The following is a 15,790-nucleotide window of genomic DNA, read 5'->3' as shown; positions in this document are numbered from 1 at the left end:
AAAGTGAATTCACTTTAATTAAACTAGACTGGACTGTCTAGTCTAGGTTTAATAGCCTGGACTGGACTGTCCAGTATGAGTAGCTGTCGTTATTCGCTTTTTGGAGTTTCACATGATTTTGCGTGCCGTGGTTTTGGTGCTGACATTGGTAAATGCTGTGCAAGTGGTTGCGGGCGACGTCTACCGGCATCCGGTAAATATTGTTCAGGTCGCACCTCAAGACAGTTATCTGGCCAACCGCCGTTTTTCCGGTCGCGCGGTTGCTGCACAGCGCTCCGCACTGGCTTTTGAGCTCCCTGGCACGGTAAACGCTGTTCACGTTGAAAATGGCGACAAGGTCAAACAGGGTGATGTACTGGTTGAGCTGGACCGCCGCCTGTTAGAGGTGCAAGCCAACGAAGTGGCTGCCGCGCTGGCAGAGGTGCAGGCGAGTTTGGAGAAAAGTGAACGCGACCTGCGACGTCAGCAAAGTCTGCAGAGCAAAGGTTATTCAGCGCAGCAGTCGATCGATGATCTGAATGCCAATATCAAAATTCTTAGCGCCCAGCGCGAGCGTCTGCGAGCGCAGCAACAGGGCGTTGCCTTGCGGTTGGAGAAATCTGTGCTGGTGGCTCCCTTCGATGGTGAAGTCGTTGCCAAGGCAGTGGATTCCGGGGTGATCGTCAAAGAGGGGCAGCCAGCACTGGAGTTGGTGGAGACCAGCCATACTGAAGCCGTTATCGGTATCCCGGAAGTGATGAAATCCTCGGTTAGCGCTGGTCAGACTGTGACGGTTAGCGGTCTGTTTGGTACTACCGAGGCGGAAGTTGAGTCGGTTTCGGTTACGGTGAATCCCAATACGTTAACGCATTCCGTGCGCATACGTTTTCCAGCTACAACGCAAGTCGCTGACGGCAGCATCGTGTACATGCTGCTGGATCAGCGGGTAGAGGCTGAGGGCTTCTGGTTACCACTTTCTGCACTGTTGGAGGGCTATCGTGGCACCTGGGCGGTGTATACGCTCAATGACCAGAAGGTGCTGGAAAAACGTAGCGTAACGCCGTTGTATCAGGCGGGTGAGCGAGTGTTCGTTAGTGCAGGTCTGGCGGCGGGTACACAGGTGGTAGCCAATGGCGTTCATCGTTACGCCGCTGGACAAGAGGTGGAGGTTGCCAAGCAATGAGCCGCCCATTGGAAAAATTACTGGGTAATCCGCGTATAGTCACACTGATCATTGCATTGGTGCTGGTTGCCGGTCTGGGTGCATTGCAGAATCTGCCGCGTATCGAAGATCCCTTTATGACCAATCGTCACGCGACGGTGGTTGTTCATTTTCCTGGAGCCAGTGCCGAGCGCGTCGAAGCGCTGGTGATTGAACCGCTTGAGCAGGCCTTGCGGGAAATTCCGGAGATCGAGCACCTGACGGCAACAGCCCGCTCCGGGGTAGCCTCACTGGTGATTGAACTCGAAGACGCGGTCACGGCGGAAAACACTGATGGGCTTTGGGCTGAGGCGAGAGACAAAATTCGGCAGGCGCGCAGCCAATTACCTGCCGAGGTTTCTGAGCCAGTACTCGATAATGATCGTTCCTACGCATTTACCTGGATAGCAGCTTTGTCGTGGGAAGGCGCTGGTAACAACATCGATGTGCTCAGTCGTCACGCCAGTGAGCTTGCCTCGCGCATGGTCAACACCCACGGTACCGCTCAGGTAAAAATATTTGGTCAGCCCCGCGAAGAAGTAAGGGTTGATATCGACCCGGTAAAAATTGCGTCTCTCGGCCTGGACGCCAACGCGGTAAGTCAGCGTGTGGCGCAGGTTGATGCAAAAGGGGCATCAGGTGAGTTGCATAACAGCAGTCATCGCATGTCGCTGGAAGTATCGGGCGCTTTTTCTCGTGTTGAAGACGTGCGGGGCCTGCCCTTGGTCACCAGTGACGATGGTATTTCATTGCAGCTGGGCGACGTTGCTCGCGTCTATCGCGCGGAGGTAACGCCAGCAAACGACTATGCCATTATCGATGGCAAGCGTTCTGTTGTGATTGCGGTGCGTATGCTGTTTGATGTTCGAGGCGATCGCTGGACTGAAAAAATACGGCAGGTTGCGGCTGATTTTGAGCAGGGGCTTCCCCGCGAGGTAGCGCTTAAAGAACTGTTCGTTCAAGAGCGCTACAACCAATTACGGCTTGGGGACCTGCTGGAAAGCCTGGCACTGGGTTTTGTGTTGATTCTGTCGGTACTGTGGATAACCCTGGGCTGGCGGTCAGCGATTATTGTGGCCGCTGCATTACCACTGACTACGCTGTTTTCACTGGCCTGTATGAGGCTGATTGATTTGCCAATTCACCAAATGTCGGTGACGGGGCTTATCGTTGCGCTGGGTATTATGGTAGATAATGCGATAGTGGTTGCCGACACGGTGATGCGTTATCGGCGCGATGGGAAAAGCGTGGTGCAGGCGGCTGCTCTCACCTTCAGTCATCTCTGGATACCCCTGCTGGGCTCAACGCTGACCACGGTGCTTGCCTTTATGCCCTTGGTGTTGATGCCAGGTCCCGCCGGCGAATTTATTGGGGGCATCGCACTGGCCGTTATTGGCTCACTGGTAGGTTCCTGGCTGATATCACTGTTCGTGATTGCGCCTTTGGCCGGACGCTGGTTATCCAAGGGCCAGGCGCACGGACTTCAGGCGCCAGGTTTGGCCGCACTGTTTGCTCGCAGTCTCAATTGGGCTTTGAAGAAACCGCGATTGACCATGGTGGTTATTACACTGTTGCCGGTGCTTGGATTTGTGCAAGCCAGTAAGCTGCCGGAACAGTTTTTCCCGGTATCTGATCGGGATATGCTCAACGTGGAGGTATATTTGCCAGCCTCGGCTGGTATCGAAGCCACGCTGAATGCGACCCGCGAAATTTCCGGATTGATGGCGGAGTATTCGGGCATTACCGGGCTCAACTGGTTTGTGGGCAGCAGTGCGCCGTCGTTTTATTACAACCTGAAACAGGGCAAAGACGGTGCGCAAAACTACGCCCAGGCAATGATAACCACCAGTGACTATCGAGTTGCCAACCGCCTGGTGAAAGAGTTGCAACGCGAAATTGATGCGCGTTTTCCGCGTTACCAGGTGATTGTGCGTCGCCTTGAGCAGGGCCCCCCGGCCGACGCGCCAGTGGAATTAAGGCTGTTGGGTTCCGACATCGAACAGTTGAAAAAGGTTGGTGAGGACATTCGCCGTATCGCCTTGGCGACGGAGGACGTAATCCACGCGCGCAATTCTCTCGGTGAAGTTGTCCCAAAGGTCTGGCTCCAGGTGGATCCGGTGAAAGCACGCGTTGGTGGCGCTGCTCCTACCGACCTTTCAACGAAATTACGCGCTGACCTGAATGGTATTGAACGTGGCTCAATGCTTGAAGCAACAGAGCAGTTACCGGTGCGAGTTCGCGTCGCCGGCATTTCTGCGGTGGCTGTAGATGAGCTCGATCTGCTGCCGATAACCCTTGCCCGTGGCCCGCGCCCACTGATGGCGATTGCCGATACGGAGCTGCGTCCAGCGCCGGCACAAATTACTCGCCGCGACGGATTGCGTTTGAACAAGGTTCAGGTTTATCTCCGTGACGGTGTTTTGCCGTCGGTGGTATTGGCGCGGCTTAAGAAAGGGATCGAATCAGAAGGTGTAGAAATCCCGGCCGGAGTGCAGTTGCAGATTGGCGGGGATAGTGAAAACCGAGATCAAGCACTGTCGAAACTTCTGAGCAGCGTCAGCCTGATCGCGGTGTTAATGCTGGTTGCTGTTCTGATGGCCTTCAATTCCTTCCGTTTCTCACTGGTTATTTTTATTGTGGCCGGTCAGGCAGCCGGGTTAGGGATGTTAAGTTTGTCGTTAAGTGCCTTTCCATTCGGTTTCACTTCCATCATCGCTCTGATGGGACTGATTGGTCTGGCGGTAAATGCGGCAATCATTATTCTCAGTGAGCTGAAAGTGAATGCGCGAGCAATGGCGGCCGATCGACAGGCTATCGTCAGTTCGGTGAGTGAATGTACTCGCCATATTACATCGACCACTATCACGACGGTTTTTGGTCTGTTGCCGTTGATACTTGGCGGTGGAGGCTTCTGGCCGCCGTTTGCCATTGTGCTGGCAGGTGGCACGGCTTTGGCCACCATTTTATCGCTGTACTTCGTGCCGGCGGCATTTATGGTGTTGCGAAAACCTTTTCTGCTTACTTTGCTAAAAAGAGAAAATGGTGTGCGGTCTGAAGGTCATCGCGAGGAGCGGCAGATTGTGGTCAACCAGTAGCGCTCCTTCTGCACGGTGGTGTATCAGCCCGGCGGATGCTGTTCTAGAAAGGCTCGGTACTGATCCAGGTCTTTGCGAACCATGCTCCAGCACAGGGCGAGCACACTGGCGTCGTCGACCAGGCCGAACATGGGTATCATGTCTGGCAACATATCCAGCGGGTTTAATACGTAGAGCAGGGCGGCGACGATGGCGGCTATACTGCGCCATGGAATTTCCCGGTAGCGGCGGCTGCTGTAATCTCCCAATAACTGATAGGCGAGATTGACGTCCTCGATAAAGGGTTGCAGTCGTTTGTTGTCACGGACCATTTGTTCAAGCTTTGGCCAGCGCGATAGCAGGCGGGTTACGTCAGCTTGCTTAACATTGGCGGCATCCCTTTCCAATCGGTTATTAGCACTCATTGCTACAGCGTCACAGTTATCGCTTTGCTGGCATTGCTGGCCTTGTCCCGGGCAGCGCTAATACTGGTGTCACGCGCCAGCGCCACGCCCATCCGGCGCTTGCCAGAAACTTCCGGTTTGCCGAACAGTCGCAGATCGGTGTCGGGTTCTGACAAGGCTTTGTCGAGCCCGGAAAACTTCACAGCCGATGACTGACCGCTGACCAGTAGTACCGCCGACGCGGAGGGTCCATATTGTCTGATGGCGGGAATTGGCAGGCCGAGTATCGCTCGGGCGTGTAAGGCAAATTCAGAGAGGTTTTGTGAAATCAGAGTGACTAGCCCGGTGTCGTGTGGGCGTGGTGACACCTCACTGAAATAGACTTCGTCGCCGCTGATGAATAGCTCAACACCAAAGATGCCCCAGCCGCCGAGCGCTTCGGTGACGCGCGCTGCGATTTGCCGGCTTTTCTCAAGTGCCACGCCAGACATCGGCTGGGGCTGCCAAGATTCCTGGTAGTCACCGTCTTCCTGCCGATGGCCGATAGGGTCGCAAAAACTGACACCGTCGCGATGGCGCACGGTGAGTAGTGTGATTTCGTAATCGAATTCTACAAAACCTTCTACAATGACCCGGCCAGCACCAGCGCGTCCACCTTCCTGGGCGTATTGCCACGCTGCATCGATATCAGCCTCACTGCGGACCAGGCTCTGACCTTTGCCAGAGGAGCTCATAATGGGTTTGATGACGCACGGCAAACCAATTTCACTCACCGCCTGGCGGTAATCTGAGAGCGTGTCGGCAAAACGAAAGGGCGAGGTTGGAATGCGCAGCTGTTCGGCGGCCAGACGGCGGATACCTTCGCGGTTCATGGTCAGTTGAGCCGCCTTGGCGGTGGGCACCACCGTGAAACCTTCTTCTTCGAGCGCGACCAGTCGCTCCGTAGCGATCGCTTCGATTTCCGGTACGATCAGGTGGGGTTGTTCCTTACGGACAATCGCTTCGAGAGCTTCACCGTCCAACATGGAAAGGGTGTATGAGCGGTCGGCTACCTGCATTGCCGGGGCGTTGTCGTAGCGATCGGCGGCTATGACTTCGACACCAAAACGTTGCAGTTCGATTGCCACCTCTTTTCCGAGTTCGCCGGAACCGAGTAGAAGAACGCGTTTTGCCGTTTTGGAAAAGGGCGTGCCAATCGAAGTCATATCTATTCCTTGGTTTTTGCCGTGGGTAGCCAGCCCTGTGCTCAGTGATTGATGGCTGTGCGCAATCCTTGCAACAGCGCATTTCGCAGTTGTCGTGGATCTACAATCTCGTCAAAGGCCATGGTATCGGCTGTACTCCATGACGCGCTGGATTCCAGCGCCTGCATTTTCGCCGCCGTTTCCGGGTCCATGCCAGCGGCTGTGTCGCCGCCGCGAGTGGGCATGCCCCCGAGCATCACGCCCGGTAACGCCAAACTGATGGTTTGCCCGTCAAACGGGTTCATGGCCATCAGTGAGCTGCCAAAGCCAAATGCTTTTCTCAGGGTAACGTGCAGTTTCGCCGGGCGAAAACGGGTCTGGGCGCGATACATCTCTGCCGCTGCGCGCAGTGTGCCAGCCTGTTCAGCCTGACTGCCCGACATGATACCGGGATTATCAGCGAGGAAAAGAGCCGGGAGATTAAAGCGATCAGCGAGCTTGATAAGGTGGGTCGCCTTGTTAGCGGCCTCGGCCGTAATTGTACCGGCCATCACACTGGGTTGATTGGCTATCACTGCTATTGCATGGCCGCCGAGTCGACCCACACCAGTGATCATTGAGCGGCCGTAGTCGGGCTGTAGTTCAAAGAAACTGTCGCGATCCAGCAGTTCGCCGATCACCTTGCGGATGTCGTACGGAATTTGTGTATTGCGCGGCAGTGTGTGGAGAATATCGTTAAGTTCGCGCGGCGCAATATCGGTCGTAGTTTTTGGCGCGGCACTGTGAGCGTTGGCGGGTAGGTAACTCAATAACCGACGAATCTGCGCGCACAAGTCGGCCTCATCGGTAGCCAGATTATGCGCCACACCACTGTGACGGGTATGCATCTGCGCGCCACCGAGAGCTTCCTTGGTAACTTTCTCACCGGTGGCTGCCTCCACCAGCGGTGGTCCTGCGGCAAACAGCGTGGCATCAGCGGTCATCACAACAAGGTCCATCAGCAGGCCGCTGATGGCACTGTGACCTGCACTGGAGCCGACAACCCCGGCGATGGTGGGCGCAATGTCGTTGAGCCGGGCAATTTCGATCATGTCGTTGGGCGCATAGGGGTGCCGTTCGAGAGCATTGGTTGCTCTGGCGCCTGCGCCATCGAGTAAAAGCACGTAGGGAATCTTTTCTTGGGCTGCCAGCCGCGCATAGCGAACGCGTTTGGCGTTGGCGCCGTGGCCAATGGAGCCGCCCTTTACAGTAAAGTCTTCGCAAGCCACGACAACTGGGCGGCCATCGATCGTTGCGGTTCCACCAATAATACCGTCACAGGGCAGGGTATCTTCACCGTGGTAACTGACGCCGCCAACAAGCGTCCCCAGCTCCATAAAACTGGCGTCATCGACCAGCAGGGCAATTATCTCACGGGCATTCAGCTTGCCCTGGCTCTGTCGCTTAGCGAGTTTCTCCGGGCCACCCATACGGCGGCCGGCCTGTTGGCGCTGCTCAAATTCCTCAAGCAGCGCTTTCCAGTCGTCGGGGATCTCAGCCATGCTGTGCGAGGTAGTCTTGCTGCAGCTGTTTTTTGAGTATTTTGCCCGTAGCGTTGCGTGGCATTTCTTGGTCACGAACCCAGACGTAGCTCGGTACCTTGAAACCCGCCAGGCGAGATTTCACATGAGCTTGTACGGCAGCAGCATCCACGCTTGCGCCCGAGTTTGGGGTAATGGCAACGGCCAGTTCTTCACCCAGCGTATCGTGGGGAATGCCGAACGCGGCAACTTCGTGCACTTCGGGCATTTCCAGTACGCAGCCTTCTACTTCGGCTGAGGCGATGTTTTCGCCGCCGCGGATCACCATGTCCTTAGCGCGGTCGACAATGAAGACAAAGTTTTCTTCATCGATAAAACCGATATCGCCAGTGGCAATCCAGCCATCGTGAAAAGTCTCCGCGCTGGCTTCGGGCTTTTTCCAGTATTCGCTGACATTGGTGGGCGATTTGATCCAGACCTCCCCGGTTTCACCTCGCGGTAATTCGCGCCCCTGTTCGTCCACCGTCTTGAATTGCACTATGGGCGACAGGGTGCCGGCGCTGCGCGGTTTGTATTGAAACGCTTCGCCGGTGCAATTGGAGCAGGTGGCGTTGGACTCCGTCATGCCATAGCCGGACCCGGCGTAAGGGTGCTCGATTTTTTCGTTCAACAGGCGGTTGAATTTGGGCGGGCACGCGGTGCCGCCACCGCCTATGGAGATCAGGCTGGAGGTGTCGGTGCTATCGAACTCTGGGTGTTCAAGCACGTCTATCACCATCGAAGGCACGGCACTTATAATGGTGATGCGTTCCTGTTCTATCAATTTCAGGGCTTGGCCCGGATCCCATTTGTACATCATGACAATACGGCGACCACCGCGCAGAGACAGCAGGAATAGGGCGTGACAACCAGAAACGTGAAACAGCGGAACCGCCAGCAGGGAGGTTGGAGCAAATCCGCAACTCATCATGATTTCAACCGCTTTGGGGTTGGCCATGGCGGAACAGGCAGCGTGAAATTCGAAGTTGATCAGCGCCTGAACGATATTTCGGTGACTGCTTAAAGCACCTTTGGGTTTGCCGGTGGTACCAGAGGTATACATGATCATCACCGGGTCATCGGCATCACAGGCAAAGGTTGGCGCGGTTTTGCCCAGCCCGTCCTCGATGAAATCAGCATAATGCTCGGCATTATCCCCGAGGGTGTCCTGGGTGCGCGTAACAACGGCTTTTACGCCGATGTCAGGCAGAAGGTCAGCAACAAACCGATAGCGCTGCTCGTCGCAGAACACCACACTGGCGCCAGAGTCTACCAGGCCATATTCCAGCTCAGCGCGCTGTCCCCAGGAATTGAGCGGCACCACGATGGCGCCCAGAGAGACAATGGCGGTAAAGGCAATCATCCACTCCGGGTAATTGCGCATCGCGACGGCGATACGGTCGCCTTTTTGAATGCCGTAACGCTCTACCAGTTGATGGGTCAACGCGTCAACCTGACGAAAATAGTCACTGAAGGTTAGCTGTTCGCCCTCATAGACAATAAACACCGCGTCACCATGGGCGCGGCCGACGTCCAGCATTTCCTTGACGGTGGTCGGACAGTTTTTGTAAACGGTGAAGGGTATGCCGTTTATAGTCTGTTCACCGAGCTCAAAGGGCGAGCCAGGCTGCATGAGTTGTTTGGCGGATTCGTTTAAGCGGTTGACGATATCGGTCATGAACAATTCCTGAGCAAAGCTGGTGTTGTACGTTTTGATTAATCGCCCATGATAAGGCGGCCGATACAGGCGGGTCTATGCACGCGCCGGGAAAGTCGGCCTGGGTACCCCGAATGGCGTACCCTGAACCGGAAAGCTAGGCGCGGTGCCTGTCAATTAAGCGATTTCTGTTTATTCTGTAGTGCTCGGTTCTGGCTTAGCGAGGGGTATTTTAGGAGTTCGCTTACCTGCTGCCGCTGCTCGCCGACAGGGCTATTTTCCATAATGACCAGTAACTCGGCGATCAGAGCGTCTATTGCCTGTACCACATCCGGGTTACGTGGATGCAACGCATACGCTTTGTCCAGATAAAACAGCGCGCCGTTGATATCGCCAAAGCCCAGCGCCTGCTTGCCCTCATTGAGATTCTCAATAACGGCCTCCTGGGTCTCGGCCGGGAGTTCATCAAAGGGTATGTCTGGCCCGGCTTCAGGTTGAAATAAAACCAGGTAAGCACCAAAGGCGATGATGACAACCGCAAGGGCGCTCGCCAGTTGCTTGACGCGGCGACCACTGCCGGAAAATTGTTTGCGGAACTCTTCTGCATTCTGCCAGCGATCCTCGCGGCGAAATTCCAGTGCCCTGGCTATGGCTTTCCATTGGTAGCCGGGAAGGCCTTTGATTCGCTGGGGCTTCATGCCCTGAGACTGCGCGCGCGGCGCGCTTTTCCGGTCAAAGGGATGTTGACCTGTCAGCATTTCATAGGCGATCAGGCCCAGCGCGTAGACATCGTCTGCAGGGTGGGGCGGCTGGCGCTCAAACATTTCGTAACTGGCGTAGCTGGGGGTCAGCCCTGATATTTCGTCGGGGTCTGCTGCGGTTTTCTCGCCTTCTATCGCTGAATAGGCGCGGGCAATCCCGAAATCCAGCACCTTAAGCACGTTGTCTGCTGTGATGAAGATATTGGCGGGTTTTAGATCCGAATGCACGATACCCTTCTTGTGGGCGTATCCGATAGCGCTAGCCAGATCCTGTATGTAACCAACGGTTGTAGCCCAGGCGGCTTTGTCGGGATGATTGCCGATGTAACCGTCCAGCGTATTGCCGCTGAGCGATTCCATCGTCATAAAGAAAATAGCCCCGTCCCGATCGAAGTCGTAAACGGTGATGATATTGGGGTGAGCGAGGGTCTGGGATTTGTCCGTTTCTCGCTGCAGGGCAACAAATGCACGGGAATCTCTCGCGAAATCACCAGTGATAACCTTGATGGCGACCGTGGGATCGCTGTTTCCGGTCTCGACCCTGCGCAAGTCAGTGGCCCGGAATACCGCTCCCATGCCGCCTTCGCCTAACTTCTCGCCCAGTTCAAACCGATCTTTTAGTGAATAGCCCGGTTGGAGCTGGGTAATGCCACCCTCACTGGCGCCGTCTTGCTGGCCGGTGTGCGCCAGTGTGTTGTCCTTTTCAGTGGAAACAACTTCCGTCGTGTCGATGACCTCGCTGGCATCAGACACTTGCGTCGAGTCGTTGGGCTGCTGGTTGCTGATCTGAGTTTTATCGTCGTTCATAGGATGCGGGTATTCCCCTGCAGTAAGTGGTCAGGGCAGCTCATAGCGAATCCCCAGATTAATGCTTTCGCGGTCGAAGAGCTCGTTGTCGGCGTAAACAGCGTAGCTGAAAAATGCTGAGGCGCCGCGTCGAAATTGGGCCACAAGGCTCAGTTCGATATCTTTATAGTTCTTAACCGGAGCTTCTGTTATCTGTACCTGAGCCTGCCCGGCGGCAGACGTTTCGATCGATTGGGCGCCAATATATTCGTGGATATAGGCAAAGGTGGCTGTGGGTATCAACACACCCCAGTCCGTGGGAGTCGCATAACTGACACTGATACTTGCCGAGGCGTTAAGTGATTCAAACGTTTGTGTATTGAAGGTGGTGGGTGTGGCTGTTCCCGCAGCGGTTTCCGTATAGCGATTTATCTTGCCTCGTGTGTGTGATAAGCGAACTGCGGGTGACACCGATAAGGCCTGCATGTGATGGTTGATGCCAAGCGAAAGGTCTGCGGTGTGAAAATTGCCGTCGGTACTGCCATGCAGCCGGTTGCCCGAAGCCCCACGTTCCGATTCAATGTCGAGCTCGCCGTAGCCAATAAAGGCGTCGAGATAGATCCCCCCCCAATACTGAGAGGCATACGCACCCAGCAGATAGCTTTCGGTCGCGGATTCGCCGAGATTGGCCTGAAGGTCGGTGTCGCCATCACTGTATGAGGCCACGCCACCTAGGATGCGGTCAGCGTTTAGCCTGTAATCAGCGCCAATAAGCAGCGACTTTTCTGTTTGCTCAAAAGCGACGCCTTTGCTTGTCTCGCGTTTGTCGGTCTCGGCACCATTGATAATAATAAAGGGCGACAGCCTTCCGCTGTCGGTAATCGAATCGGCGCTGGCGCCGCCGCCTTTTTCTCTTCTGTTGCCTTGGTTGCTATTTGATTTTTGACCAGAAGGGCTACCGCTTGGTCTTGATTGACTGCGCAATGCGCGCCCCATAGTTCCGACCGCTGTGCTGACAGATTTGCTGCTGGTAACGGCCGAGCCCTTTACGGACTCGAAACTGGATACTTCTTCCTCCTTTTTGCAGTCGTTTTTGCAGGCCGGTGCATCAGAGGTGTTTGATGGTTGGGAAGGGGGCGGCACATTGTGACCATCTCCGTTGGAGCCCGTTGCGCCGGTTTGTGCCTGAGCCAGGCTGATGCACAACAGGCAACTGACGATCCCGAACAGGTAGCGTCCGTGTTTTTTCATGGTTCTATTCCTGGCTGCCAACGGCAGCTGCCTTAGGTACGTGGTGCTGGGCCCCGATAGATTGTCTCACCCAATGCTTGTCGGACGCCGATGTTGTCTGCGGAAAGTATTTGTCTTCTGCCAGCAGGGTTTTAAGCAGATCGGGCCAGTGTTCAAGCCAACAACAGCGATGGTTGTAGGATTCAAAAACCTGAAATTCACCGCCGTGGCTTTTTGCGAAAGACTTAATCTGCTCTTTGGGTATTACCCGGTCGTGTTCGGCAGCAAGGTGCATATGGCGCACACCCTTGAGCGAAACAGTTTTTGCCGGGTTAAGGGATTCGTGTAACGGTAGATAGCCGTGATGGCTAGTCCAGCGGTCGATATCGAGATTGCCGGCGACCGTAATAAGTACGAGGTCGCCGTCCAGCCGCTCAGTCAACAGTGTGGCCAGGGTTGCGCCGCCGCTGTAACCAATAAGCACGAGACGCTGACCCTGAAGACGCAACCGTTCAATGACGGCAAGCATACTGTTAACAACGGCCTCGCTATAACGGGCAGAGGTCCAATAACGCGGTTCACAAAGCTTGGTGGTAATCTGGTCAAAGTAGCAAGGGCGACCAATATAGACGCTGTTATAGGGCGATTTTGCCATCAACCGCAGGGCGAGAGGGTTCCTTGGTGTGGGGTCTGCAGCAACGGTGTTTCCACCAATCCAGGGGCTGCCGTCACCTTCAATGTATATATGCAGGCTATCGTTCGGCAGCGTATGCTGCGTGAACACCCGGTGATCGAAGCCTTTACCGGCAACAATTTGTGTGGCCATGCCTTGCCTCTGCGCAAAACGCAGTGTCTGATCTGATAGGGTGGCGCATGCGGTTATCAGGCAGACACTTACCAGCAGGGCAAATCGCCGCCTACATTTCGTAACGAACGCCCAGGGTAACGGTATCTCTGTCAAAGTATTCGTGATCAATCAGTCGCTCGTAACTGAGAAAGCCTGACAGACCACGCTTGAACTGTGCGGCCAGATTCAACCGCCCCATGCGATAATTTCTCGCCGGATCGTCCGTGGTTTGTGTCAGGGTGCCAAAAGTGGTTTGGCTGCGGGTGGTTTCTGCGCCAATGTATTCGTGATGGTAAGCGAAATAGAGAGAGGGAACCAATACGCCCCAGTTTTTCAACATGGCGTAATCCACTTGCAAGGCTGCGCGGGCATTCAAGGATTCGAAATACTGGCGCTGGAAATTATTAGCCTGCCCACCACTGTTAATATCGACCTCCCCGTATCCATCAAGGCTTCCCCGCAGATGCAGTAAGCGAACAGAAGGTGTGAAACCCCAGCCCCGATGTGTTGCGTTGTAGCCCGTGGCCAGTTCTGCGGAATGAAAGGCACCTTCGGTTTCGCTGTCATAGCGGTTGCCTAACGCATCGATACGGCTGATGTCGATATCCAGTTTCCCGTAGGTCAACAACGCATCAAGATAGAGATTGCCGATATAGTGGGAGGCGTGCAGTCCAGCGACGTAATTATCACTTTCAGAATGGCCGCGATTATTGGCGAAATCTGTATCCGATTTCAGATAGTTCAATGTGGCGCCCATAATAAGATCATTGCTCACCCGAAAGTCGGTGCCGAGAATCACCGCATCGAGATCCTGTTTATAGGCAAGGCCGGCATTGGTCGCGCGTCGTTCATTTTCGCTGTGATCAACTACGACAAACGGTGACAATCGGCCGCTCAAAGTGATGTCACTGTCGGTATCAGCGCTGGCGCCACTACCCAGTGAGCGACCGCTGGTCGCTGCTTTTTGCCGGCTGCCGGGACGGGAGTAACGCCCAAAGCCGCTGCGTTGAATCGAAATTTTGGTGCTTAAACCGCTGACAAAGTCGACGCTCTGGGTGCTCACGCTTGAGCTTGTTTGGCTAGGGCATTCGGCGCTGCCTGCTTCTTGGGTTTCGCAGCTGTTGCGGGTTTCCGGTTCATCACTTCGCGGAGCAGGGGAGGGCTCACCGGCGCTTTGGGTACAGCAGGTACCGCTCCGGTTTTCGGTTGTCGCACTGTTAGCATTCATTGCAAACACCGTGCAGAACAGCAGTGCGCCAAGAATGGTGCCACTCTTGACCAGATTCATCGCTTGCCTCACTTTTTCATTTTGTTATGGCTTGCCGGTTTTGATTAATTGGCTCTGGGAATAAAGAAGAAATCGCCGACTTCGTGTCCGGCGCCCTTGATGCTTTTGTAAACCGGTGCCTGATTGAAATTATTGGCCAGCGCACGTTGCGAAACCGGCTCCTTGATCGTCATAAATAGGTCAGGTGCTGATAACACTTGGCTGTTGTTTCTGAGTGCTTCGATCAGCTCGCGTGCAAATACCGAGTGGCCCTGGCCGCCGGCATCGATAACCGGTTTATCACCACCGGAGGAGAGCAGAAGGCGCGAACGTTTGGGGAGTTTGTAGCGAATGTATTCCAGTTTGTTGTTATTGCCACTGTTTCCAAAAAACAGGTGTCCCGGAGAATTGGACAGCAGTCCGCCATAGCAGGAATCGGCAACAACGAGAACCCGTTTGGCTTTGAGTCGCCCTAGATGATTGGTGACAAATTCATTGGGTACCCAGAAGGCGTCGTTAGGGGGGGGATCCGCATTCACTGGCAGCCAGTAGCCGGTGTTACGTTCACCCACATCAATCAGGTTGCCGTGACCCGCATAGTAAATCAGCAGGTTGTCGTTTTCGCCGAGTTTGTCATGCAGGTCATTGATGGCTTTCATAATGCTGAATCTATCTGCATCGAGCAGCATCTCAACCTGAAAGCCATACATGTCTTGTAGTATGCGGCCTAGCTCCTTGGCGTCATTCCACGGCGTATCGAGGCTAATCAGTGACTGGTATTGCTTGTTGCCTATGATCAGTGCGTAGTAGCGACCAAAATTCATATCGCCGATCATCAGTGGAGTGACCTCGTCACTGGTGGAGCGCTGAGTTTGTACCAAAGCGCCTGGTGTTGCAGCCGATGCCGTGCGCAGTTTCGGCCCATCGTTGGGCAGCGCTGCAAGTTGCATCGAAACTGTTTGTTTTGACGATTGAAGGCTGGCTACGAGTTGTTGCAGTGATTCTAGTTCAACGCGCAGATCGCGTTGCTGTGGCGTTTCTGTGGCAGCGCTACTTTGCTGAGCGGACCTCAATTTTTGTTGCAGGCTGTCTATTTGCTTTTGCAGCAACCGGACCTGTGTTTCTTTGGATTGCAGCTCCTGATTCAGACTGGCTCGCAATGCCTCTTGTTCTTTGCGTGCAGTCTCCTGAAAAATCACGCTGTCTTCGGGCAGGCCCCAGGCCTGGCGATAAAGGTTGAGCGCCTTGAGTTTGTTAGCTTCGACGCCAAGCCCCTGTTCGTAGAGCGTGCCAAGATTGAACAGTGCGCGTTCATTTCCTTGGGCCGCCGCCTTTTCATACCAGATGGCCGCCGCTTCATAATTGGGAGCAGCGCCCAGGCCTTTTTCAAAAATTTCGCCAACATTGACCTGGGCTTCTGGATCGCCCGCCTTGGCTGCTGCCATCCATACATTCAGCGCCGACTTATAATCTGCACGATCGTAGGCGACGTATTCGCCACCGCGGATGTTGCAATCGGACGCTGTTGTTTTGATCGGGCGACGTGCCGTGAGATAGGTCTGGTTGCCGAGGCTGCGCACCTGGCCAGGCAGCAGACAATCAACTATATGCATGCCTGAAATCAGGTCTTCCTGCGAAGGGGGATTGGCAGAGGAGTTCTGGGGGCCGGTAGAGCTGCAGGCCAAGAGGAACAATGAGGCTATCCCTGCCAAGCTTGTACGGCTGAGAGGTATGAGAACGTTCATGGCCGGACACCTTTTGAGTGGTGCGAATTATTAACGAGATTTTAGCACCGCCAATCGGTAGTTTGGTGCATTCTACCCCGACATTCAAGCATGGCT

General features: G+C 54.8%; 11 protein-coding genes and 1 pseudogene. 2 read left to right on the top strand and 10 right to left on the bottom strand.

Annotated elements, in window-relative coordinates:
• Positions 1–112 precede the first annotated feature (112 nt).
• Complete coding sequence (locus tag AC222A_RS06775; RefSeq protein ID WP_372759091.1) at positions 113–1,162, top strand: efflux RND transporter periplasmic adaptor subunit; 1,050 nt, start codon at positions 113–115, stop codon at positions 1,160–1,162.
• Positions 1,159–4,275, top strand: coding sequence for an efflux RND transporter permease subunit (locus tag AC222A_RS06770; protein WP_486774780.1), 3,117 nt, complete (start codon positions 1,159–1,161; stop codon positions 4,273–4,275). Before AC222A_RS06775 ends, AC222A_RS06770 begins: the two co-directional genes overlap by 4 nt.
• 23 nt (positions 4,276–4,298) lie before the next feature.
• Here the strand turns inward: AC222A_RS06770 and AC222A_RS06765 are convergent, their stop codons facing one another.
• From AC222A_RS06765 to AC222A_RS06720, 10 genes and pseudogenes are all read right to left on the bottom strand, one after another.
• Positions 4,299–4,679, bottom strand: coding sequence for a YkvA family protein (locus tag AC222A_RS06765; protein ID WP_372749703.1), 381 nt, complete (start codon positions 4,677–4,679; stop codon positions 4,299–4,301).
• A 2-nt stretch (positions 4,680–4,681) separates the two neighbouring features.
• Entirely contained in the window at positions 4,682–5,863 is a 1,182-nt protein-coding gene (gene purT / locus AC222A_RS06760) for a formate-dependent phosphoribosylglycinamide formyltransferase (RefSeq protein WP_372749702.1), read from the bottom strand.
• A gap of 41 nt (positions 5,864–5,904) precedes the next feature.
• Positions 5,905–7,383, bottom strand: coding sequence for an acyl-CoA carboxylase subunit beta (locus AC222A_RS06755; protein WP_486774779.1), 1,479 nt, complete (start codon positions 7,381–7,383; stop codon positions 5,905–5,907).
• Positions 7,376–7,630: an AMP-binding enzyme gene (locus tag AC222A_RS06750; RefSeq protein ID WP_372758291.1), complete on the bottom strand. Its 255-nt coding sequence runs from the start codon at positions 7,628–7,630 to the stop codon at positions 7,376–7,378. The genes AC222A_RS06755 and AC222A_RS06750 overlap by 8 nt, the downstream gene beginning before the upstream one ends.
• Before the next feature lie 183 nt (positions 7,631–7,813).
• A pseudogene (locus AC222A_RS06745) lies at positions 7,814–8,941 on the bottom strand (class I adenylate-forming enzyme family protein); the annotation flags it as partial.
• 290 nt (positions 8,942–9,231) lie between these two features.
• Positions 9,232–10,626, bottom strand: coding sequence for a serine/threonine protein kinase (locus AC222A_RS06740; RefSeq protein WP_486774778.1), 1,395 nt, complete (start codon positions 10,624–10,626; stop codon positions 9,232–9,234).
• A 30-nt stretch (positions 10,627–10,656) separates the two neighbouring features.
• Complete coding sequence (locus tag AC222A_RS06735; protein ID WP_486774777.1) at positions 10,657–11,856, bottom strand: autotransporter outer membrane beta-barrel domain-containing protein; 1,200 nt, start codon at positions 11,854–11,856, stop codon at positions 10,657–10,659.
• Positions 11,857–11,860: 4 nt separating this feature from the next.
• Positions 11,861–12,661, bottom strand: a complete 801-nt coding sequence (locus AC222A_RS06730; protein WP_486774776.1) for an alpha/beta fold hydrolase — start codon at positions 12,659–12,661, stop codon at positions 11,861–11,863.
• A 91-nt stretch (positions 12,662–12,752) separates the two neighbouring features.
• Entirely contained in the window at positions 12,753–13,970 is a 1,218-nt protein-coding gene (locus AC222A_RS06725) for an autotransporter outer membrane beta-barrel domain-containing protein (RefSeq protein ID WP_372758288.1), read from the bottom strand.
• Between the two features lie 44 nt (positions 13,971–14,014).
• Complete coding sequence (locus tag AC222A_RS06720) at positions 14,015–15,694, bottom strand: caspase family protein (RefSeq protein ID WP_372749625.1); 1,680 nt, start codon at positions 15,692–15,694, stop codon at positions 14,015–14,017.
• Between the last annotated feature and the right edge of the window lie 96 nt (positions 15,695–15,790).

This window comes from Litorivivens sp. (genome assembly GCF_057445395.1).
Note: the sequence above shows the minus strand (reverse complement) of the source record. Positions and strands in the feature narration are given on the sequence as shown.